This is a genomic window from Pseudomonas sp. C2.3V (genome assembly GCF_058536325.1).
On the sequence record NZ_JBZUBN010000001.1, the window covers coordinates 1387501 to 1410073 of the forward strand.

The 22573-nt window shown below is 51.6% G+C and carries 15 protein-coding genes and 2 rRNA genes (1 of these 17 cut by a window edge); 10 read left to right on the forward strand and 7 right to left on the reverse strand.

Features of this window, described 5'->3' with window-relative positions; all coding sequences use genetic code 11:
* Both AC4LF3_RS06545 and rrf read left to right on the forward strand, forming a co-directional pair.
* Positions 1 to 1832 (forward strand): 23S ribosomal RNA (locus AC4LF3_RS06545) (it extends 1059 nt beyond the left edge of the window).
* 119 nt (positions 1833 to 1951) lie between these two features.
* A 5S ribosomal RNA gene (gene rrf, locus AC4LF3_RS06550) occupies positions 1952 to 2067 on the forward strand.
* Positions 2068 to 2219: 152 nt separating this feature from the next.
* Here rrf and cmoB read toward each other — a convergent pair.
* The 4 genes from cmoB to lon form a co-directional block, all read right to left on the reverse strand.
* The gene (cmoB, locus tag AC4LF3_RS06555) at positions 2220 to 3188 is read right to left on the reverse strand and encodes a tRNA 5-methoxyuridine(34)/uridine 5-oxyacetic acid(34) synthase CmoB (RefSeq protein ID WP_074827559.1); all 969 of its coding nucleotides are present in this window, start codon (positions 3186 to 3188) and stop codon (positions 2220 to 2222) included.
* The gene (gene cmoA / locus AC4LF3_RS06560; protein ID WP_074827558.1) at positions 3185 to 3925 is read right to left on the reverse strand and encodes a carboxy-S-adenosyl-L-methionine synthase CmoA; all 741 of its coding nucleotides are present in this window, start codon (positions 3923 to 3925) and stop codon (positions 3185 to 3187) included. Before cmoA ends, cmoB begins: the two co-directional genes overlap by 4 nt.
* 49 nt (positions 3926 to 3974) lie before the next feature.
* On the reverse strand, positions 3975 to 4376 hold the full coding sequence (locus tag AC4LF3_RS06565) for a protease inhibitor I42 family protein (protein WP_074827557.1): 402 nt from the start codon (positions 4374 to 4376) through the stop codon (positions 3975 to 3977).
* Positions 4377 to 4471: 95 nt separating this feature from the next.
* The gene (gene lon, locus AC4LF3_RS06570; RefSeq protein WP_010797647.1) at positions 4472 to 6859 is read right to left on the reverse strand and encodes an endopeptidase La; all 2388 of its coding nucleotides are present in this window, start codon (positions 6857 to 6859) and stop codon (positions 4472 to 4474) included.
* An 877-nt stretch (positions 6860 to 7736) separates the two neighbouring features.
* On the opposite strand from lon, the gene AC4LF3_RS06575 reads away from it, so the two are divergent.
* The 4 genes from AC4LF3_RS06575 (at position 7737) to AC4LF3_RS06590 (ending at position 13166) form a co-directional block, all read left to right on the forward strand.
* Positions 7737 to 8417, forward strand: a complete 681-nt coding sequence (locus AC4LF3_RS06575; RefSeq protein WP_491834970.1) for a methylamine utilization protein — start codon at positions 7737 to 7739, stop codon at positions 8415 to 8417.
* Positions 8401 to 10755, forward strand: a complete 2355-nt coding sequence (locus tag AC4LF3_RS06580) for a putative bifunctional diguanylate cyclase/phosphodiesterase (protein ID WP_491834971.1) — start codon at positions 8401 to 8403, stop codon at positions 10753 to 10755. The genes AC4LF3_RS06575 and AC4LF3_RS06580 overlap by 17 nt, the downstream gene beginning before the upstream one ends.
* 533 nt (positions 10756 to 11288) lie before the next feature.
* Entirely contained in the window at positions 11289 to 12773 is a 1485-nt protein-coding gene (gene putP / locus AC4LF3_RS06585; protein WP_010797651.1) for a sodium/proline symporter PutP, read from the forward strand.
* A gap of 219 nt (positions 12774 to 12992) precedes the next feature.
* Entirely contained in the window at positions 12993 to 13166 is a 174-nt protein-coding gene (locus AC4LF3_RS06590; RefSeq protein WP_167517249.1) for a hypothetical protein, read from the forward strand.
* Positions 13167 to 13453: 287 nt separating this feature from the next.
* Here AC4LF3_RS06590 and AC4LF3_RS06595 read toward each other — a convergent pair whose 3' ends face one another.
* Positions 13454 to 14449 (reverse strand): DctP family TRAP transporter solute-binding subunit, encoded by a 996-nt coding sequence (locus AC4LF3_RS06595; RefSeq protein ID WP_010797653.1) that lies wholly within the window; start codon positions 14447 to 14449, stop codon positions 13454 to 13456.
* A gap of 183 nt (positions 14450 to 14632) precedes the next feature.
* Between AC4LF3_RS06595 and AC4LF3_RS06600 the strand changes: the two genes are divergently transcribed.
* Both AC4LF3_RS06600 and AC4LF3_RS06605 read left to right on the forward strand, forming a co-directional pair.
* Positions 14633 to 15109, forward strand: a complete 477-nt coding sequence (locus AC4LF3_RS06600; RefSeq protein ID WP_491834972.1) for a VOC family protein — start codon at positions 14633 to 14635, stop codon at positions 15107 to 15109.
* Positions 15106 to 15930, forward strand: a complete 825-nt coding sequence (locus AC4LF3_RS06605) for an aldo/keto reductase (protein ID WP_491834973.1) — start codon at positions 15106 to 15108, stop codon at positions 15928 to 15930. The genes AC4LF3_RS06600 and AC4LF3_RS06605 overlap by 4 nt, the downstream gene beginning before the upstream one ends.
* Positions 15931 to 15938: 8 nt before the next feature.
* On the opposite strand, the gene mnmC is transcribed toward AC4LF3_RS06605, so the two are convergent.
* The gene (mnmC, locus tag AC4LF3_RS06610; protein ID WP_491834974.1) at positions 15939 to 17903 is read right to left on the reverse strand and encodes a bifunctional tRNA (5-methylaminomethyl-2-thiouridine)(34)-methyltransferase MnmC2/FAD-dependent 5-carboxymethylaminomethyl-2-thiouridine(34) oxidoreductase MnmC1; all 1965 of its coding nucleotides are present in this window, start codon (positions 17901 to 17903) and stop codon (positions 15939 to 15941) included.
* A 70-nt stretch (positions 17904 to 17973) separates the two neighbouring features.
* Positions 17974 to 18180, reverse strand: a complete 207-nt coding sequence (locus AC4LF3_RS06615) for a DUF6316 family protein (RefSeq protein WP_491834975.1) — start codon at positions 18178 to 18180, stop codon at positions 17974 to 17976.
* 363 nt (positions 18181 to 18543) lie between these two features.
* Between AC4LF3_RS06615 and AC4LF3_RS06620 the strand changes: the two genes are divergently transcribed.
* Both AC4LF3_RS06620 and AC4LF3_RS06625 read left to right on the forward strand, forming a co-directional pair.
* A complete protein-coding gene (locus tag AC4LF3_RS06620; RefSeq protein ID WP_491834976.1) occupies positions 18544 to 20217 on the forward strand; it encodes a VRR-NUC domain-containing protein in 1674 nt (557 codons plus the stop codon).
* Entirely contained in the window at positions 20196 to 22493 is a 2298-nt protein-coding gene (locus AC4LF3_RS06625) for an ATP-dependent DNA helicase (protein ID WP_491834977.1), read from the forward strand. Before AC4LF3_RS06620 ends, AC4LF3_RS06625 begins: the two co-directional genes overlap by 22 nt.
* Positions 22494 to 22573 lie beyond the last annotated feature (80 nt).

A 22573-nucleotide genomic window follows, 5' to 3' on the forward strand; every position in this document is an offset into this window, starting at 1 on the left:
AAGCAGCCACCCTTTAAAGAAAGCGTAATAGCTCACTAGTCGAGTCGGCCTGCGCGGAAGATGTAACGGGGCTCAAACTACACACCGAAGCTACGGGTTCATCGCAAGATGAGCGGTAGAGGAGCGTTCTGTAAGCCTGTGAAGGTGAGTTGAGAAGCTTGCTGGAGGTATCAGAAGTGCGAATGCTGACATGAGTAACGACAATGCGAGTGAAAAACTCGCACGCCGAAAGACCAAGGGTTCCTGCGCAACGTTAATCGACGCAGGGTGAGTCGACCCCTAAGGCGAGGCTGAAAGGCGTAGTCGATGGGAAACAGGTTAATATTCCTGTACTTCTAATTACTGCGATGGGGGGACGGAGAAGGCTAGGCCAGCTTGGCGTTGGTTGTCCAAGTTTAAGGCGGTAGGCTGACTGTTTAGGTAAATCCGGACAGTTAAGGCCGAGAGCTGATGACGACTCTTCTTATGAAGAGGAAATGGTTGATGCCATGCTTCCAGGAAAAGCCTCTAAGCTTCAGGTAATTAGAAATCGTACCCCAAACCGACACAGGTGGTCGGGTAGAGAATACCAAGGCGCTTGAGAGAACTCGGGTGAAGGAACTAGGCAAAATGGCACCGTAACTTCGGGAGAAGGTGCGCCGGTGAGGGTGAAGGACTTGCTCCGTAAGCCCATGCCGGTCGAAGATACCAGGCCGCTGCGACTGTTTATTAAAAACACAGCACTCTGCAAACACGAAAGTGGACGTATAGGGTGTGACGCCTGCCCGGTGCCGGAAGGTTAATTGATGGGGTTAGCGCAAGCGAAGCTCTTGATCGAAGCCCCGGTAAACGGCGGCCGTAACTATAACGGTCCTAAGGTAGCGAAATTCCTTGTCGGGTAAGTTCCGACCTGCACGAATGGCGTAACGATGGCGGCGCTGTCTCCACCCGAGACTCAGTGAAATTGAAATCGCTGTGAAGATGCAGTGTATCCGCGGCTAGACGGAAAGACCCCGTGAACCTTTACTGTAGCTTTGCACTGGACTTTGAGCCTGCTTGTGTAGGATAGGTGGGAGGCTTTGAAGCGAGGACGCCAGTTCTCGTGGAGCCATCCTTGAAATACCACCCTGGCATGCTTGAGGTTCTAACTCTGGTCCGTTATCCGGATCGAGGACAGTGTATGGTGGGCAGTTTGACTGGGGCGGTCTCCTCCTAAAGAGTAACGGAGGAGTACGAAGGTGCGCTCAGACCGGTCGGAAATCGGTCGCAGAGTATAAAGGCAAAAGCGCGCTTGACTGCGAGACAGACACGTCGAGCAGGTACGAAAGTAGGTCTTAGTGATCCGGTGGTTCTGTATGGAAGGGCCATCGCTCAACGGATAAAAGGTACTCCGGGGATAACAGGCTGATACCGCCCAAGAGTTCATATCGACGGCGGTGTTTGGCACCTCGATGTCGGCTCATCACATCCTGGGGCTGAAGCCGGTCCCAAGGGTATGGCTGTTCGCCATTTAAAGTGGTACGCGAGCTGGGTTTAGAACGTCGTGAGACAGTTCGGTCCCTATCTGCCGTGGACGTTTGAGATTTGAGAGGGGCTGCTCCTAGTACGAGAGGACCGGAGTGGACGAACCTCTGGTGTTCCGGTTGTCACGCCAGTGGCATTGCCGGGTAGCTATGTTCGGAAAAGATAACCGCTGAAAGCATCTAAGCGGGAAACTTGCCTCAAGATGAGATCTCACTGGAGCCTTGAGCTTCCTGAAGGGCCGTTGAAGACTACAACGTTGATAGGTCGGGTGTGTAAGCGCTGTGAGGCGTTGAGCTAACCGATACTAATTGCCCGTGAGGCTTGACCATATAACACCCAAACAATCTGTTGTTTGGTAAAGACCAGCCGAAAGCTTGGTTGAACCGCAAAATACCGATCACATACCCATTCGGGGAAACGACTAGACACCGGTTCCCCACCCGAATTGCTTGACGACCATAGAGCGTTGGAACCACCTGATCCCTTTCCGAACTCAGAAGTGAAACGATGCATCGCCGATGGTAGTGTGGGGTTTCCCCATGTGAGAGTAGGTCATCGTCAAGCACCTATACCCAGAACCCCCAGGCCTAACCGCCCGGGGGTTTTGCTTTTGCAGCAGAAATAAAAGGGATAGGCTGCTCTTTCTTGCGTGGCCTACTGGCTAATTTGGTAAGGCGATATAGCAGCCGTATAGACAGCTGCTATACAAAAGCTTTCTATGGCTTTTCGGCTATGAATGTGGCACGCAGTGGAGCCGGAAGACCTTCTATAGTGCGGCTCATATCAGTAGTGTCAAGAAAGTCGGGCAAAGATTGAAATTTCATCCATTCAGTAGAGCGCTGCTCCTGAATAGAGGTTCTGCTAATATCCGCCAGTCTTATATTTTTGAATCCCGCCCGACGCAGCCATAGTTCTAATGCTGCAGGCGAGGGCAGGAACCAGACATTTCTCATTTGAGCATAACGATCTTCTGGTACCAGTACAGTCTGCTCGTTTCCTTCTACAACTAATGTCTCGAGTACTAATTCACCTGATGAGCGCAGACATTCTTTCAGTGCTAGAAGATGATCAATAGGCGAGCGTCTATGGTAAAGCACGCCCATCGAGAAGACGGTATCGAACCCGTTGAGAGAAGGGGGAAGCTCTTCAAGCGTTAGAGGAAGACTCCAAACTGGAATATCGGGCAAATACTTTTTCATGGCCATAAACTGACATAAAAAGAGCCAGTTAGGATCAATCCCGATTACTGTATGAGCGCCGGCACCTACCATGCGCCATGCGTAATAGCCGTTCCCGCAACCTACATCCAAGACAACCTTATTGTTCAGATCCAAGTGTTTGGACACGCGCTCCCACTTCCAGTCGGAACGCCATTCTGTGTCGATGTGAATACCGAAGACATCGAAAGGGCCTTTGCGCCATGGTGATAATTGAAGTAGCGCGTTTTTTAAGGTTTGTTGAGTCTCAACGTCTAAAGGCTTTTCTAGACAAAACCTATCCTTTAAAACAATCGAATCGGGTTTTAAGTCAGGCAGGGTCTTGAGAGCCGTTTGCCATCTCGCGAGGTCGCCATGACCTTTTTCAAGCTTTGCTGCAATCGCAGGTGGCAGACTGGCTAACCACTTTTCTAAGGGGCCTTCACCCAAGCGATTGGCAAGGCCTTCAATATTTAGTGTATTGATCATGGAAGAGCTATAAATGAAGCGAAGTTGAAGCATTGAAACCAAGGGATAACCGAGCTAAAGCCAGCCTCTTTCAAGCGCGCACGATGTGCTTCAATGGAGTCGATCATCATGACATTCTCCAAAGCGCTACGCTTTTGAGCGATTTCCATTTCGCTGTAGCCGTTAGCTCGCTTAAATGCAATGTGAAGGTCGTTAAGCAGTACTTGCTCTTCCTGAGATTCAAATCTGATCTTTTCCGATAGAAGCAAAGCGCCCTTTGGGTGAAGGGTACTGTGAATTTTACGCAACAGGCCTAGGCGTTTTTCAGGGGCGATAAACTGCAAAGTAAAATTCAAAGCCACTACTGACGCAGGCTGAAAATCCAGCGAAAGGATATCCGTTTCAACAATATCAATAGGTAGCAGTTGCTCATACATTGAGCTTTGCGCAGACATGTATTCACGGCAACGCTCAATCATGGCCGCTGAATTATCAACCGCAACAACCTTTGTTGATTCACTCTGAACGTGCCGTCTCAGCGACTGGGATACTGCACCTAGCGAGCAGCCTAGATCATAGAGAATCGTATTAGGCTGAGCGAATTGTGCAGCAATAACGCCTATATTTTCGACGATAGTGGGATAGCCTGGTACTGAACGCTTGATCATGTCGGGGAAGACCCGAACGACATCTTCGTTAAACGCGAAGTCGGCAACAGTAGCCTGTGGCTTGGCAAATAAACGGTCCTGCTCACTCATTAAGAGGTACCACTAGAAAATGTAAATGGTGTAGCCGAGCGGCGAGTGGCTATTTTACTTCGATACGACAAGTAAAGGCCTTTTCGGGAGCGCTATCTGCGTCCCATGGCTGCTGATATTGCAGCTTAAGCTCAGTCGCTCCTGATTGAATTGCTTGGAAGCGCCAGGAAGATATTCCTGCCGAGCCTATTCCATCTTCGCTCTCGTCAGAGGATGAAAATACTTCAGGCCCTAGGCTTTTCAGCACGGAAGGAACCGTGTTTTCGAGCTTCCATCTATAGCCTGTTGTAGGGTCGCTGGGAAGTGAGAGGTGTAGCTCTTGACCTTGTGTTAGTAAAAGAGGTTTACAGCGCGTGCGCTCGTTGATTGCGACGGTATGCTCGGGGCTGCTTGCACAGCCGGTCATTAGCAGCGTTGTCAATAAAGCGCAAAGCGTAGCTGATTTTAACATTCGTATCTCCAACCAAACTCTTCAACCGGCTGCAAGGATAACGAAGTTAAGGTAGGCAAGGGCAAGCTTGTACACAAACTGCCCTTGCTAATGGATTAAAAAAGGATTTTGGCTACATCTGCAAAACGCTTTGCAAAGTGGACAGTCAGCCCCTCCTTCAAGTACTCAGGAAGCTCTTCGAAGTCTCCTTTGTTAGCGTCTGGCAAAATAAGCTCAAATATTTTCTGCCGACGTGCTGCGATAACTTTTTCCCTGACGCCACCAATGGGCAAAACCTGGCCGGTTAAAGTTAGCTCGCCTGTCATGGCTACGTTTTTCTTGGGTGCCTGATTTCGTGCCAAAGATAACAAGGCGCTGGCCATGGTAATACCGGCACTTGGTCCGTCTTTAGGAGTAGCACCTTCTGGAACATGCAGGTGTACAAAGGCTTGGTCGAAGAACGTAGGATCTCCCTTGAACTCCTTCAGGTGGGAGGTAACGTAGCTGTATGCAATTTCAGCAGACTCTTTCATGACCTCGCCCAATTGACCGGTCAGTTTGAATCCACGGTTTAAGGTATGAATGCGCGTAGCTTCTACAGGTAAGGTAGCGCCTCCCATGCTGGTCCAAGCCAAGCCGGTGATAATGCCTACGCCGTTTAGAACCTGTTCCTTACGGAAAACAGGCTTCCCTAGATAACTTTCGATGTCACTCGCCCCAACCTTTATTCGGAGCTCAGGTTCCTCAATGAGCTGTAGAACAGCCTTACGCACCAACTTACCCAACTGTTTTTCAAGTTGGCGTACGCCAGCCTCTCGAGCATAGCCTTCAACGATACTTTTCAACGCACTGTCGCTGATGATCAGGCGCTCTTTAGGCACACCGGCTTTTTCCAATTGCTTGGGCCACAAGTGGCGTTTGGCAATCGCTTGCTTTTCTTCCGAGATATAACCTGAGAGGCGAATGACTTCCATGCGGTCCAGAAGAGGCCCAGGAATGGAGTCCATGGTGTTTGCGGTGCATACGAACAATACATTAGATAGGTCTAGCCGCAGATCCAGATAGTGATCCAGGAAATCTACATTCTGTTCAGGGTCCAGCGTTTCCAGCAAGGCAGATGCAGGGTCACCTTGATAGCTGGCTCCCATCTTGTCTATTTCATCCAGCATAATGACTGGATTCATTACTTTCACATCACGTAAAGCTTGAACAAGCTTGCCCGGCATGGCTCCGATATAAGTGCGACGATGCCCCTTAATCTCTGCTTCGTCTCGCATACCGCCTACGCTGAAGCGATAGAAGGGGCGGCCCAGTGATTCAGCAATTGACTTGCCGATACTGGTTTTACCTACGCCGGGGGGGCCTACCAGTAGCACGATTGAGCCAGATACTTCTCCTTTGAAAGCGCCAACAGCCAGAAACTCAAGAATGCGACTTTTGATGTCATCAAGACCGGCATGGTGACGATCCAGTACCTTGCGTGCACGTTTCAGATCAAGATTGTCCTTGCCCTGAATACCCCAGGGTAAATCGGTTGCCCAATCCAGATAGTTGCGCGTGACACCATATTCAGGCGAGCCGGTTTCAAGGATAGACAGCTTATTAAGTTCGTCGTCGATGCGTTTACGTACCGGTTCCGGCAGAACTTTGCCCTCCAGGCGTTGCCTGAAGCTTTCTAGATCGCTGCTGCGATCATCTTTCGTTATACCCAGCTCTTGCTGGATCAGTTTGAGCTGCTCTCGAAGGAAGAACTCTCGTTGCCGCTCATTGATTTTTCGGTTGACCTCAGCAGACAGTTCTTTCTGCAGGCGTCCGACCTCAACCTCTTTACGCAGCAATGGCAAAACCTTCTCCATGCGCTTAAGGATCGGGACGGTATCCAAAACCTGCTGCAGTTCCTGGCCTGGTGCGGTTGTCAGGGCGGCAGCGAAATCTGTTAAAGGCGAGGGGTCGTTGGGGCTGAAGCGGTTGAGATAGTTCTTTAGCTCTTCGCTATAGAGTGGATTGAGCGGAAGCAGCTCCTTGATGGCATTGATCAGCGCCATGCCATATGCCTTGACCTCATCGCTTGGGTCAGTCGGAGTCTTGGCATGCTCAACTTCAACAAGGTAAGGGTGCTTACGTCTCAGCCAACCGCTGATCCTGACGCGTGAAAGCCCCTGCGCTACGAATTGCAGCTTGCCGTTTTCCCGACTGGCATGATGGATACGAACCAGTGTGCCGTGCTCTGGCAGGTTATCAGGGTCGAAGCTGTTTCCATCCTCGGGAGGATTGTCCATATAGAACAATGCCAGACAGTGATGATCGGTTTTGGCCACCAGCTCCAACGTTTCGGCCCAAGGCTCTTCATTCACAATAACAGGCAATACCTGCGCTGGGAAAAAAGGCCGGTTATGGATGGGAATGATGTAAAGCTTGTCGGGAAGATTTTGTCCAGGCAGTGCAAGGCCGGTCTTTGAACCGTCGCCACTGATGATTTCGGGAGTATGTTCCTGATCGCTCATTGACTTACCTTAGAATGACTATTTGCGACCAACATGGGGAGGGCTTTGAAGCTTTTCAATGTGGTCGATGGCTACTCTAGACTTGACCGCAGATAAATAGGCAAGTGCGCTTCATTTGAGTAAGTGCACATAAACAAACTGGCTCCGTCCTATGTTGTTTGCTTGGCTATTATCTCTGGAAGGGCGAGGTAAAGAGCGTGCCGCCTGCAAGCCTGCACTGCTCTTGGCGAACGTGTTTATGCTTTTGCAAGGTTAGGCGATAACCAGACGTTGATTGTCTATCTTGATGAAAATGACATGACGGAAAACGTTTCTGATGTCATGGAAAGGTTGCGTGTTTTAGCGCGTTATCCTGCGCCGGACCCAGTTTTCAACACATGTTGTATTACGCCTGTGAAGAACTGTTCTCGTTACGGCAATGACCAGCCTCTTTCCAAAGCTCTGTTGACGGGCCTGCTTCAGGCGCTTTATGCCCTTTAGATCGATAAGTGATCATTTCCATTGCCGGGGCGTTGGATTTTGAGGCGATTGAGTACTATTTAAGTGTTCACCTTGATCGCCGAATCACGATGGCGAATTAGCCTGTCAAGTCTCGCTGAGCCTAGTCATTTCCATATCCAGTTTAGGACGTTACAGGCATGACGCCGTATTGATAGCTGTTGAAGGCTCGCCTGGGTTAGACGCTCCATCTGCTGAGCGAGACGGAGATACCCTTCAGGCGAGTAGCGGCCAGATGCGGCGTTTCCTGCCTATTGGGCTTCGCCTTGGCTAGAGAGCGCTAGATTCCTTTACAAACATCATAGCGCCTCAACTATCCCGACACTGTGCCGATAAGGACGAGTAGGTAATTGCCAAGCCGTGTTCGAAGGATAACCTCATGTCTTCATCTATGATGCGTATAGCGCGGTGGCTAACCGGTGGGCTTATGGCGCTCTCTGTTCCGGCATGGGCCACTCAAGTGCATATCGCAGTTATCGATGGACAGGATAATCCGTTAGCGGATTCGGTTGTTACGTTAAGTGGAGGCACTAAACCTGCTGTGCTCCAGCCTGCGGTCATGGGTCAACGGGAACGTCGTTATGTGCCGCATGTACTGGCGGCTCATACCGGAACGCAGGTCAGTTTCCCTAATAGTGATAATGTTCGTCATCAGGTGTATTCCTTTTCACCTGCCAAGCGATTCGACTTGCCTCTTTATCACGGCATTCCAGCTGATCCAGTAACATTCGACAGACCAGGCGTTGTCGTATTGGACTGCAATATTCATGATTGGATGGTGGGTTATATCATTATTACCGATGACCCATGGTTTGCTGTCAGTAACGAAAAAGGTGAAATAACGTTCGATTTGCCACCCGGCAAGTACCATGTCTCTTTATGGCACCCCTTTGCAAAGGCCAGACAGCTGACTCATGGAGGGGATCTGATTGTATCGGCCACTGCGGCGGGCACAACTCGATACGCTATTGAGATAACGCCTGATAATGGACCCTCAGAGCCGGCGCCGAGTGCGTTGGAGCAAGCCTTTCGGAGCGCTGCCGATGACGCTGCGAAATAGCTTTCAGGCGCGCATCGCTAGCGCCATGTTTATCCTGGCGTTGCTAACCATTGGAACGGTTTATTTTGCCGTAAAGGCTGCTACCCAATCATCTGTACGGGCCGAGTCGCTTTCACAGCTCAATACCGGCGCTCGGGTATTCGAGCGTCTTGTGGAGATGCGCGGACGGCAACTGCATGACACGGTACAGGTTCTGACATCCGATTTTGCTTTCAAAGGAGCTGTCGCTTCTAGAGATGGGCTAACGATAACTTCAGCGCTAGCTAATTATGGCGCTCGGATCAAGGCGGATGAGGTGTTGCTGCTTGACCTGACGGGAAGGGTAATCAGTAGTACCGTTTCGCTCTATACAGTTGGGTCGATATTTCACGAGGGTAACAAGATCCAGGTAGACGGTGCGACTGATCAAACGATGCGTATCGTTTCTCTGCAACGTGTTCCGCATCTGATGGTAGAGGCTCCTGTACTTGCTCCTCTACCAGTTGCGCGCGTGGTAATGGGCTTTGCCATGGATCAGAGCCTGGCGAGCGAATTGCGCTCGCTAAGCGGCCTGGATGTGTCTTTTATTGCGCAAGAGGGGGGCGTTCCAGGTGAGCCGATCAGTACCCTTTCGGATCAAGCCGCTGACGAACTGCTAAGCCATCCGGCCAATGAAATCAGGCTAGGCAAACCGTTGCCGCTCAGATTGGATGGTCGTAACTATCTGACGGAGCGGCTGACGTTAACTGATGCCGATACCTTCAAGGTATCCGCTTTTCTGCATCGCCCGCTCGACGAAGCCATGAAAGCGTTTTCTCCTCTGATGCATCAGTTGTTCTGGATAGCCATACTGACGCTTGTCCTGGCGCTGGGTCTGGCTTTACTTATTGCAAGAGGGGTTGCTGAGCCTGTTCGACGATTGGCAGCTGCTACCCAGCGGATCGGTAACGGCGATTACACCACGCCAATTGCCCTGGCGCGAAGTGATGAGTTTGGCCGGTTAGCCAGCACACTTGACACCATGCGGATCGGAATCGCCGAACGAGAACGGCAATTGAGTCATAACGCACTCCATGATGCGCTTACAGGGCTTCCCAATCGGGCGTTGGCCATGGAGCGACTGTCTCACGCCATTGCGGGAGAACAGTCTGTTGCGGTCATGTATCTGGGGCTTGAGCGTTTTCGGGAGGTCAATCAGAGCAGTGGTACTGCAGGGGGAGATGTGGTTCTGCAAACCATTGCAGATCGACTTAAACGTCTTGTAGGAAATGGAGATTGTGTTTCTCGTCTGGTTGGCGATGAGTTCCTGCTCCTGCTCAATCTAGGTACGCCTGATACTGCTCTGGCAGCTGCTGAAGAAATTCAGCAGGCAATTGCTTTGCCTATTGCTGTAGGGCTGAACGAATTCAAGATGAGCTGCCGCGTAGGAGTGGCTTGCTACCCTCAGGATGGTCATGAGGCCCATGAGTTGCTCCTGCGGGCCAGTATTGCAATGCGGGACGCAGGCAGCCAGGCCGGGCGTCTGCAGCTTTACGAGAATGGTCGGGATGATGCTTATTATCGTCAGATCAGTCTTATCAGAGATCTTCAGCATGCAGGCTCAAGGGGTGAACTGCTCTTGCATTATCAGCCCAAGCTGAGTCTGGATGGACGGGGGCCTTTCATGGCTGAGGCGCTTCTACGTTGGCAGCATACTCAGTTCGGTATGGTATCGCCTGGGGAATTTATCCCGTTGGCTGAGCGTACCGGCAGCATCACCCTATTGACGATTTGGGTAGTCGAGGAGGTGTTTCGGCAGTTGGAAGAGTGGAACGAGCGAGGCCTTACTGCACGAGTGTCTCTCAATATATCCGCTGCTGACTTGGTTGATGGCGATCTCCCCAATCGTTTGGAGCGACTACTTAAAGGTTCGACTGTGCGAGCAGACCAGCTTGTTCTGGAGGTAACGGAAAGTGCCATTATGCAGGATCCTGAGCGGGCAGTAAGCATTCTGCAACGTCTCCGGGATCAGGGTATCAGTCTGTCCGTAGATGACTATGGCACCGGCTATGCCTCATTGGCTCATTTGAAACGTCTGCCGGTAAGCGAGTTGAAGATCGATCAGTCGTTTATTCGTGACCTGAGTGATAACAGCGAGGACGCTGTGATTGTTCGCTCCACTATCGATATGGGGCATAACCTTGATATGAAGGTTGTTGCCGAAGGTGTGGAATATGCTCAGGCGCTGGAGTTGTTGACGCTATGGGGCTGCGACATGGTGCAGGGCTACCTGATCAGTCGTCCGCTGCCGGCGCAGGCGTTTGAACATTGGATGAATGACCGCCGTGTTCAGACCCCTGTTGAGGCGCTAGCACTGTGACGCGCTCATGGATCGCCGTGGTCGCGATACTGCTTGTCATGAGCTTCCGACCCGCTTGGGCGAATGATGGGTATCTGCTGGCTACCCTGTTCCGACGCAAAACAGATTACTTGCGCGTCTTGCGCCTATGCGCAAAGACATTATTCATCAACGATAAGCGTGTGAGGCGCAACCAATCGGTTGCACCTGTCTCTTTCGTCGCTCAATCAATCCTGCTGACATAGAAGGTTAAGACCTTGTTTCAGGAAGCGTTTTTGATTGTCAGTGGCTATCCCAACTTGTTTGCCAATTCCGTAGAATGCTCATCCGGCTACGGTTGCACTTCGTCTGATGACGCTTTTGTCGTTTGGTAGCCCAAGGTAATACCTAGTTTGATCCAAACACGCCAGTAAACTGGTAGTTCCAAAGACAGAATGGAACTCTGTCTGGTGCATACCTGATGGGTTGCCCAACGGTGACGGCATGTGCGTCGCCCTCTGCCAACGTGGGAGCGATGAGTAATTGATCCCACAACAACAAATAATGAGGGAATAATGAGCGTCAATACTCCAACGTTGATCACTTTCCTGATCTATATCGCTGCCATGGTCCTGATCGGCTTTCTGGCATGGCGATCTACAAAAAACTTCGACGATTACATCTTGGGGGGAAGAAGCCTCGGTAGTGTAGTGACAGCGTTGTCCGCCGGTGCTTCGGACATGAGCGGCTGGCTGTTGATGGGCCTGCCAGGCGCTATTTTTCTCGCCGGTATTTCTGAAAGCTGGATTGCCATTGGCCTGATAGCAGGTGCCTGGCTGAATTGGCTTCTGGTTGCAGGTCGGCTACGTGTCCATACCGAGCACAACAATAATGCTCTGACACTGCCAGACTATTTTACGCATCGCTTTGAGGATCACAGTCGTGTCCTGCGTATTTTCTCGGCAATCATCATCCTGGTTTTTTTCACCATCTACTGTGCTTCCGGTATTGTGGCTGGGGCTCGTCTGTTTGAAAGCACCTTTGGCCTCTCGTATGGGACAGCCTTGTGGGCGGGTGCACTGGCGACCATTCTCTATACCTTTGTAGGTGGCTTTCTGGCAGTAAGCTGGACGGATACTGTGCAGGCTACGCTCATGATCTTCGCCTTGATTCTGGCGCCAGTCATGATACTCAATGCCACAGGTGGTCTTGAGCCAGCATTTGCTGCCATCGAAAGCGTAAACCCCGCCCATTTCGACCTTTTCAAAGGGGCTACCTTCGTTGGCGTTATTTCATTACTGGCCTGGGGACTGGGTTATTTTGGCCAGCCTCATATCCTGGCACGCTTCATGGCTGCAGATTCGGTCAAGTCAATGCGCTCAGCACGTCGAATTGGTATGACCTGGATGATTCTGTGCCTGGCGGGTGCGGTGGGTGTAGGCTTCTTTGGAATTGCTTATTTTGCCGCGCATCCTGAGCAGGCTGGCGCAGTGACAGAAAACCCTGAGCGGGTTTTCATCGAGCTGGCGAAGCTGCTGTTCAATCCATGGGTGGCCGGTGTTCTGCTGTCAGCCATTCTGGCAGCTGTCATGAGTACGCTAAGCTGCCAGCTGCTGGTCTGCTCAAGTGCGCTAACTGAAGATTTCTATAAGGCTTTCCTTCGCAAGCACGCATCCCAGAAAGAGTTGGTGTGGGTAGGACGTCTCATGGTTCTTCTGATTGCAGTCATTGCGATCGCAATCGCTTCCAATCCTGAAAACCGCGTATTGGGACTGGTCTCCTACGCCTGGGCAGGTTTTGGTGCAGCCTTTGGTCCGGTTGTCCTCTTCTCGCTCCTATGGAAGGGAATGACACGTAACGGTGCATTGGCCGGCATGATCGTTGGTGCTGTGACTGTGGTGGTCTGGAAGCAGCTGGGATGGCTTGGCCTGTATGAAATTGTGCCTGGCTTTATTCTTGCGAGCCTAGCTATTGTTGTATTCAGCCGACTGGGTAGCGCTCCGAGCGCATCAATGAAGCAGCGCTTCGAGGTCGCGGAGCAGGAATACCGCAATAGCTGAGAGGTGTGTCAGCTAAGCGTAAAGAATGGTGAGCAGGGGTAAAGTCGTTCGAGAAAGAACGATGTGCCGGGTAGTGTTAGCTTTAAAGGCTCCTTTGAGGAGGAGCCTTTAAATAAGCTGATCGACCCACGAGGTAAACCATGCGTCATCGTGTTTTGCTAGTGACTACTTTAGCGGTCAGTTTGCTGCTGAGCGGCTGCTGTGGATGGTGGGGGCCTCATGGAGGTCACCATAGAAGTCCCGGTGGGCCAGGGCCAGGATTTGAACAAGGGCATGGCCGTCCGTAAAAAAGCCGGAGCAATTGCTCCGGCTTTTTTATCGCTGCTTTGTAGCGTCAAACCTGGTACGTCATTTGCTCAACCGATGGTTATCGGTCAAGTATTTATCCAATAGTGTTCGGAGAATAATCATGCCATGGCTTTTTCGACATAGCCGCTGGACAACAGGCTTGTTGCTGATTGTGAGCCTAAGCGTAGCCGCAGCGCCTGCACCTTTCTTCAAATGGCGTAGCAAGTTCAACGGGCAGGTGGTATGTCAGAGGACATCGCCCGGCGATGGATGGGGACGACTGGCAGGGCCGTTTCGAGATATCGGCTGTCAGCAGTCTGGAGAGAAGCCGTTACAGCGATGGGACAGGGTAACTGCTTCCCCACGGTCCTGAGGAAGCAGTATTTATCAGGTCAAGGCGTCTCGTTGGTGTACAGGGCGGCCTTGATCAAGTCCTGCCCGATCTGTTTCTCGAAGTGCTGCCATACAGGTTGCATGGCTGCTCTCCAGCGCTGACGCTGATCATTGGTTAACGTGATGACTTCATTGTTACCAGCACTCACGATCTTGGCCTTGTCTTTCTGATTGAGTGCGTCTGCCTGTCGATTCACCTCATAGGTCACTTCGCCAAGAATAGTTTCCAGCTTGATGCGAACGTTAAAAGGAATCTGGCGCCAGAAGCTGGCGTTGGTAATGAGCATGTAATCCAGAGAGCCATGGTTGCTCTCAGTGATATAGCGCTGCTGCTCGTAAAGATGCTTGCTATAAAGGTTGGTCCAAGGGTTTTCTGCCGCGTTGATGGTCCCGTCAGCAAGTGCCTGGTTTACCTTGCTGAACGACAGCTTGACGGGCGTAGCACCCAACGACTGGAATTGAGACTCAAGGACGTCCGAATCCTGAATGCGAACCTTTAGGCCTCGCATGTCTTCCGGCTCACGCAGCGGCTTCTGAGCGGAAAGCTGCTTCATTCCGTTATGCCAGTAAGCCAGCCCTGCGATGTTCTGCTTTTCCATGGACAGGAGCAGCTGTTGTCCGGTTGGCTTGCTTTGGAACCGATCCAGTGCGGCCTGGCTGTCAAACAGGAAGGGTAGGTCAAACAGCTTCAGTTTGGGTGAATAAGTACCCAGTTTGGCCAATGCCACTGCCAGCATTTCTACCTTGCCATCTTGAAGCGCCTGAATTTCTTCCTTATCGCCATACAAGGATGAGTTGGGGTATACCTCTACCTTGACGGTCCCTCCCAGCTGTTCCTCTACCTTCTTCTGAAACAGTAGCGCCCCCTGGCCTTTAGGCGTATCTGGCGCGGCAACATGCGAGAAACGGATAACGATAGGGTCGGCTGCCATGCTTATTACAGGAGAAAGCATGGTGAGCGTGCATACCAGGAGTTTGGAAAGAGAGCGGTACATGTAGAAGTCCTTGAGGCGCATCAAGTAATTGCCAGTTCCAGGTTTGGCGGGGGCGCCACTTTATCAGTGAGATCCGTCTCAATCGAGTGCCGACAGGCAGGCGACGTATGGTCATTCCGACCTTTTGACAGAACGCAAGACAAACACGGCGTCTAAGTTCAATAGACTTCAGGAGGATCGTTCATGACTTCTACCCCTTCGGCGGCACATGGCTTTGCCATTCCCTACCTTCGCTACCACGACGCTCCCGCTGCCATTGACTGGTTGCGCCTGACGTTTGGGTTCGAGGTAAAAAGCCTGATCTCGAATGAATATGGCAGTATCGAATATGCACAGCTTGTTTATGGACAGGGAATGCTCATCGTAACGTCCGTGCTGCATAACGATGTGGATGCTTATATGGTCCAGCCGGAACAGGCCAGAGGCGTGACTCAAGGAGTGTATCTGGTAACCGATGAACCTGATGTCTTATGCGAGCGTGCCAAGGCATCGGGTGCCGATGTGATCATTGATATCCGTGAGGCGCCTTATGGAGGCCGTTCCTTTACTTGCCGGGACCGTGAAGGGCATCTCTGGAGCTTTGGCAGTTTTAATCCGTGGAGGGATAAGCCTGCCAAAACATCGGGTAACGGGTATGCCACCGAAGGGTACACGTCATGAAAACGGTTCGTTTACCTAACGGCACAACTGTCCCTGCGCTTGGCCAGGGTACTTGGCATATGGGTGAACAGGCATCAGCGCGCGAAAGAGAGATACGCGCTCTACGCCGTGGGATCGAGCTGGGTATGACCTTGATCGACACGGCTGAAATGTATGCCGAAGGAGGTGCTGAACATGTCGTTGGCGAAGCCATTCAAGGTCAGCGTGACAGTATTTTCCTAGTCAGCAAAGTCTATCCCCACAATGCGAATCGCGAGGGTGTTTTGCAGGCATGCGATCGCAGCCTCAGTCGTCTGCGTACAGATCGTATCGACTTGTATCTTTTGCATTGGCGGGGAAGAACACCGCTGAGCGAAACGGTAGAAGCATTCGAGACGCTGCGAGAACAAGGCAAGATTCTGCATTGGGGCGTGTCGAATTTTGACGTGGACGATATGCTTGACCTCGCGGACGATCGCTGTGCCGCGAATCAGGTCCTGTATAACCTGGAGGAGCGAGGCATTGAATTTGACCTCCTGCCTTGGTGCCAACGGCAGAAAATGCCTCTTATGGCTTATTGTCCGGTAGGGCAGGGTGGCGGCATGCTCCAGCATCCAGCTCTTCTGGCCGTCGCGGAGCGACTTGAGGTTACACCGGCTCAGGTAGCGTTGGCTTGGGTGCTTCGACAGCCTGGGGTGATCGCCATACCCAAGGCCGTCGGGCTTGATCATATCGAGCAAAATGCCAAATCTGCGACGCTTCAACTATCGGAGCACGATCTGGCATTACTTGACGCGGCGTTTCCTCCGCCCCAGCGAAGGCAGCGGTTAGCGATGGTATGAGTATGTCATCAGGTTTGGCCCCTGATAACGGCTCTCAGAGGAAACCGGTTGGGGTGACAGGCCTCTGCTACGGCACGAGGTAATGGCAGTGGCTCATTGTTCAACCAAGCCGCCAACAGCTCGCCGGAAAGTGGCGCGGTGATCAGGCCGCGAGAACCGTGTCCTGCGTTGACAAACAGGTTATTCAGCCAAGGTACCGGACTCTCCGGTACTTGCCGAGCATCTTTGCCGAGAATGGAATAAGTATGCGCAAAGGCGGCAGCATCAGCTATCGGGCCCACGACTGGAAGATAGTCAGGGGTCGTACAGCGAAACGCAGCCCGTCCTTCCAGTGTTGCTGGATCCAGTTGATCGGCGCCAAGTGCCTTGGCCAGCACGGGTGAGAGGGCATTAAGTAATGCAAGATTACCTTTATGTTCTTCAGTGCACAGCTCAAGATCGTCACGCTTGAAGTCGAAGCTGGCTCCCAGTGTATGGAGATGATTCCGTGAAGGAGCAATGTACCCTTCAGCGCAAACTACGCATTGCAGTGCCTGGCTTGCGCGTGTCGCTGGCAAATGAGTTATCTGTCCACGAATACGCTTGAGTGGTAGTTGGGCGTTCTCTATCAGTGTTGCCGTCTCGGTCGCGCTGGCCACCACAACAACAGACGCTTGAGCTAAAAGTGCTTCATTGCCGTACACCTTCCATTGGGTGTGGTGACACTCGAGCCGAATAGCCTCCTGATGGGTCATCAGCGTGATATTGGGATGCTGCAGTAAAAATCGACAGAGCGCAGGTGGATGAACCCAGCCCGACTCCGGAAAGTGAACTCCCCCTTGGGAAAGCTCAATTCCAGAAAGCTTTGAGGCTTCATCAGCACTGACTCGGCGCAGTAAAGCTGATGGCAACCGTTCTGCCAGTTGCTGCTGACGTTTGTCCTCGGCAGGGTCAGTAGCCAGTTGTATCGTACCGCACCCATCCCAGTTCAATGTTTTGTCCAGACCTTCCAGCAGACGACGGGTATAGCCAAAACCGCTTAAGGCTAAGCGGGTAAGCGGTGTGAAGTGAGGGGAGAGTTTAAGGTATAGAACGCCTTGCAGATTGCCAGACGCCTCTGCTGCAGAAGTTGCATGGCGCTCCAGAACCGTTACCTGCCAACCGCGCGTTGCGAGACTGGCCGCTGTCGAAGCGCCTGCCAGCCCTGCACCTATTACTATGGCTGTTCTAGGGCCAATATGGAGCGGCGGCCGCTCAAACCATGGTTTGACAGAGCCGGGTACCGGCGCCACAAGACTGCCTTTGAGCATTTCCCGCTTATGTCCAAAGCCTTGTACTTTCTTCATTGCAAAGCCCGCCTCTAGCAGACCGCGGCGAACAAATCCGGCACAAGTAAATGTAGCAAGTGTTGCATCATCAGCCGACAGCCGGGCTAGTTGCCCAAACAGAGCGCTTGTCCACATATCCGGATTCTTGGCTGGAGAAAATCCGTCAAGAAACCAGGCATTACATCGAGCATCCAGCTCCGGCAGACAATTGAGTACATCCCCTACCAAAAGCGTTAGCGTAACTCGGCCATCATCTAGGGAGAAACGCTGAAAGCCAGCATGTACGGCAATGTATTGAGCCAACAGAGCGTCGGCGTAATCCACTAATTCAGGCCAAAGGGCCAGAGCTTTTTTCAGGTCTGAAGCACTCAGCGGGAATTTTTCAACGCTAACGAAGTGCAGCCGTGCCTCAGCGGGTGCTGTCTGTGTAAAGAGCTGCCAGGCACAAAGAAAATTGAGTCCCGTTCCAAACCCTGTCTCACCAATCGTAAAGACCTCACCTGCATGAAGCGCGGCGAAACGACGTGGGAGCTCATTTTGAGCCAGAAAAACGTAACGGGTTTCTTCAAGGCCACTCGCCTTGGAAAAATAGACATCGCCAAAGGAGCGGGAGATCGGTTGACCCTGATCGTCCCAGTCCAACTCAGCGTGAAAGGTATCTGACATCGACTGCACTGCTTATTTGGGCCAAGCAAAGCGCAAGTCTAGCCGATCCGAACGCGAGATTTTAGAGGAATTAACCAGCTCGCTTTTGAATTTCAGCGGCCTGGGTCATTCTGGAGATATACCGTCCGATCTGGTGCTCGGCCTCCTCACGGGAAAAAAAAGGTCCTTCGAGCGTACCTTCTCGCGTTGTGAAGAAATAATTGCCATTAACCCAGCTAATGCGCTCGCTGCGAAAATGAGTGGCTGAAGTACTATCTTCAGTGCGCTTACCAAACATGACTGATCTCCGAACCGATTTACTTTCTGACCGCGCAAAACAGCGTTGGTTTGCTTTACCGTCAACTATTTTGGCTATGGATATATTGCCAAGCGTTTCCAGAATGGCAGGGTTACAGCGCGAGTCGTATCACTAAAGGTGTAGGTGATAATTCGCTACCTGAAAAGCTTGAGATATAACCGCTGAACATTAGAGTTCAGTTTTTAGGTATCTGTTGCATCCATTCATCCAGACACGGTTGATTGGTAGTCGCCTCGCTGTTATCTGTATATACATCCACCCTGTGTTCGAAAGACCTTCTTCATTCAACTACGCAAAAACGGGCTTCTTTTGTTAAGGCCCGTAGCGGTACTGTGACCCTCCATGCACGCTACTCGAATTCTGGAAGATCCGTTTTATTACCTGAATAATTTCCATACGGTACTGGCCTGGACCGGCGAGCGTTACAGTGATCTTCTGAATGAGACGGAGAGGGTGTTTCTCCAGGTTTTTCCTTCGCTTCCTAAAGTCTCGCAGGCCCTCTTGGTTAGAATGGTCATGCGCAAAGGGGCGCTGTTCCGAGGCAGCAAGCTGTGCTACCAGGAGATTGGCTGCCCCCATCAAGCAGTGTTGCCACTGGTTGGGCTGGGCTGGGTATCGGATAGGCCAGTACTTTCTCTAGAGCAACTGTTCGGGTTACTGAAAAAGGCAGAATTGGCTCAGGTCTTTCCTGAGCAGTTATCTCGCTCATCTTTAAAGAAGTCAGAGCAGCTTGAAGTGCTCAAGGCTGACTTTAATGATCCGAGGCTGCTGACGGAATGGTGCAGCTCGCTGGATGACCGCGTCTATGAAATTACCGTCACAAACATATGTGACCGATTAAGGCTTATGTTTTTCGGTAATTTACATCAGGACTGGAGCGAGTTCGTCTTATCGGATCTCGGAATTTTCCGTTATGAAAAGGTGGAATTTTCTGATTCATCACGAGGCTTCCGTGTCCGCAAAGACATCGATGATTACGTAGCACTGTATGACTGTCGTGAGCGCTTTCGTGACGGAACTGCATTGGACGACATTCTAGATGTGCTCCCCAGATTACCGTTAGATAATGATTGGCTGGAGGCACGCAGAGGTAAACTGACTTATGAGGTTGCCTACTGCTGTGAACAGCAGGGTAACTTTACTGCCGCCCTGGATCTCTATCAGAGTTGCCGGCATCCTGGCGCAAGAATTCGCGCTATCCGTGTACTCGAAAAAACCGAGCAGTATAAAGCCGCTTTCGAACTGGCCTGCCAGGCAGAGCGAGCTCCAGAAAGTGATAGTGAAGCCCAGCTATTGGCCCGTATGTTACCCCGGCTGCGGCGTAAGCTGAGTATGCCCAAGTTGCCCAAGCGCATCGAACGCTGCGTTGAGCGTATCGACCTGACGTTACATCGTCTGGATGCTTGTCGTCCCGTTGAGTTATGTGTTCAAGAGCATCTGTCGGAACCTGATGCGCCGGTCTTTTATGTTGAAAATATCCTGATCAATGCGCTACTTGGTCTTTTATGCTGGGACGCAATTTTTGTTCCTTTGCCTGGAGCCTTCTTTCATCCTTTTCATCGCGCTCCTGCCGACATTCATATGCCGCAATTCGCAACCAGGCGTGCACAGCAATTTGAAGCATGCCTGTCTCAGCTCGAAAGTGGCTGTTATAAGGAAACCATCAAACGCAACTTCCTGGAAAAGCAGGGTATCCAGGCCCCTTTTATTGCATGGGGAGCCGTAACGGCAGAAGTGTTGGAGCTAGCATTGCAGTGCTTGCCTCCCCAGCATTTACGCGTGTGGTTCGAGCGAATACTTCAGGATGTAAAGGTCAACCGGACAGGATTTCCAGACTTGATCCAGTTCTGGCCCCACGAGCGACGGTACCGCATGATCGAAGTGAAGGGGCCGGGCGATCGTCTCCAAGATAATCAGGTTCGCTGGTTGGATTACTGTATGGCTCATGAAATGCCGGTATGTGTGTGTTATGTGCAATGGGAGGAGTCTGTTGCGTGCAGTACAGCGTTGCTGTAAGAGCTCTGTGTGAGTTTGTTGCTAAGCAGGGAGACCTTGATCTACGTTTCACGCCATCACCGACAGCCCTTGAGGGCATTCAAGGACATGGCATCGTTACCGCACGTCGAAAGCAGTCTTACCAGCGGGAGGTAGCGCTGGAGGGTGAGTACAGGCATCTTCGCATCAAAGGGCGGGCCGATGGATACGACCCGGAGCTGAACCGGCTCGAGGAAATCAAAACTTACCGGGGCGACCTGACTCACATGCCGCCCAATCATCGTCACCTGCATTGGGCGCAAGCGAAGATATATGGATGGCTGTTATGCCAAAAATTGTCGCTTCATGAGCTTGAGCTGGCTTTGGTGTATTTTGACGTAGGCAGTCAGAAGGAAACTACTCTGCTTGAGCGGTTTACATCTGGAGTGCTTAAAGAGTACTTCGAACGGCAGTGCAGCCTGTTTCTGGACTGGGCTGAGCAGGAACTGACTCATCGCGAGCACCGCCAGCGTTGCCTGGAGACGTTACCCTTTCCACATGTCTCCTTTCGTACGGGGCAGCGTGATCTTGCCGAGGCTGTCTATAAAGCGGCCCATGTAGGCTGTAGCCTCATGATCCAGGCGCCCACGGGGATAGGCAAAACCATTGGCACCTTGTTTCCATTGCTCAAGGCTATGCCACGGCAAAATCTGGACAAGGTCTTTTTTCTTACCGCAAAGAATTCTGGTCGGCAGTTGGCTTTCAATGCGATGGGCGCTATCACCCAAGCCGCACCAGAGCTTTCGCTGCGTATTCTGGAACTGAGGGCACGCGACAAGGCATGTGAACACACGGATAAAGCATGCCATGGTGAATCCTGTCCTCTGGCCAAGGGGTTCTATGACCGTTTGCCCCAAGCCCGGCAAGCTGCCTTGAAGGGAAAGGTACTGGATCATGACTCGCTACGCACCATAGCGCTTAGGTGGCAGGTTTGTCCCTATTACCTGAGTCAGGAGGTGGCGCGCTGGTGCGATGTCATTGTAGGGGATTACAACTACTACTTTGACAGCAGCGCTATGCTTTTTGCCTTAAAGGAGCAGAGCCAATGGCGGATCGGAATCCTCGTTGATGAAGCTCATAATCTATTGGAGCGTGCGCGGGGGATGTATACCGCCTCTCTGGATCATGCTGTGGTAGCGTCACTTCGCAAAGAAAGACCTCCAGGGCTGAAGCAACCACTGGATCGGATCAATCGTTGCTGGAATGCCTTAATCAAGGAACAACCCTCAACCTATCAGGCATACGACGAAATTCCTGCGAAGTTGTTATCCGCGCTGCAAAAAGCGATTTCAGCTATAAACGACCTGCTTAACGAGACGCTGGCTCCACTGGATGCCACGCTTCAGCGTTTTTATTTTGATGCAATTCAATTCGTTCGGATGGCTGAAAGTTTTGGTGAGCACTCACTGTTCGAATTACTAAAAAAAAATGAGCTGGCACGTAAACCAGCCGTGCAACAGTCCGTTGTAACCATACGGAATGTGGTCCCGGCACCTTTTATCGGCCCGCGATTCAACGCAACCCATGCCGCTATTCTTTTTTCCGCGACCTTAAGTCCGCCTCACTTCTTGCGGGATACGCTTGGGCTTGCAGCGGGTACACCTTGGGTTAACGTAAAGTCCCCGTTTGCGGCGGAACAATTATCGGTTCGTCTCGTAGACAACATTTCGACGCGTTATCAACACCGAGAGCAATCCCTGCGGCCCATTGCAGAGTTAATGGCTTGGCAGTACAGACAGGAGCCAGGAAATTATCTGGCTTTCTTTAGTAGCTTCGACTATCTCGAAAAGACTGCATCGTTATTTTCCAATCTTTTCCCGGACATTCCGCTTTGGCTCCAGGCACGGCAGATGAATGAGGCAGACAAGACCCAGTTTCTACAACGGTTTACAAACACCAGCAGCGGTGTTGGTTTCGTAGTGCTAGGGGGGAGTTTTGGCGAGGGTGTCGACCTGCCAGGGCAGAGGCTGATAGGAGCTTTTATCGCAACACTTGGGCTTCCTCAGATCAATCCTGCCAATGAACAGATCAGGACGAAGCTCGACCGACAATTTGGTGCTGGTTATGACTATGCCTACTTTTATCCAGGTATGCATAAGGTCATTCAGGCAGCAGGCCGGGTCATAAGGACAACCTCTGATCGCGGTGTGCTGTACCTGATTGATGACCGTTTTGCTCAGTCCAAGGTCAGACGGCTATTGCCTGAGTGGTGGAAGGCGCAAACCTTTCGATGGCCTCACAGCGTTAACCGAAAATAAGTCTGAAGGAAAAAGCGTCGGCTGAAGAGGCGGTAGTAGGAGAGGAGACTCAGGACCTGAACGAGTTGTCCAGGCCCTGA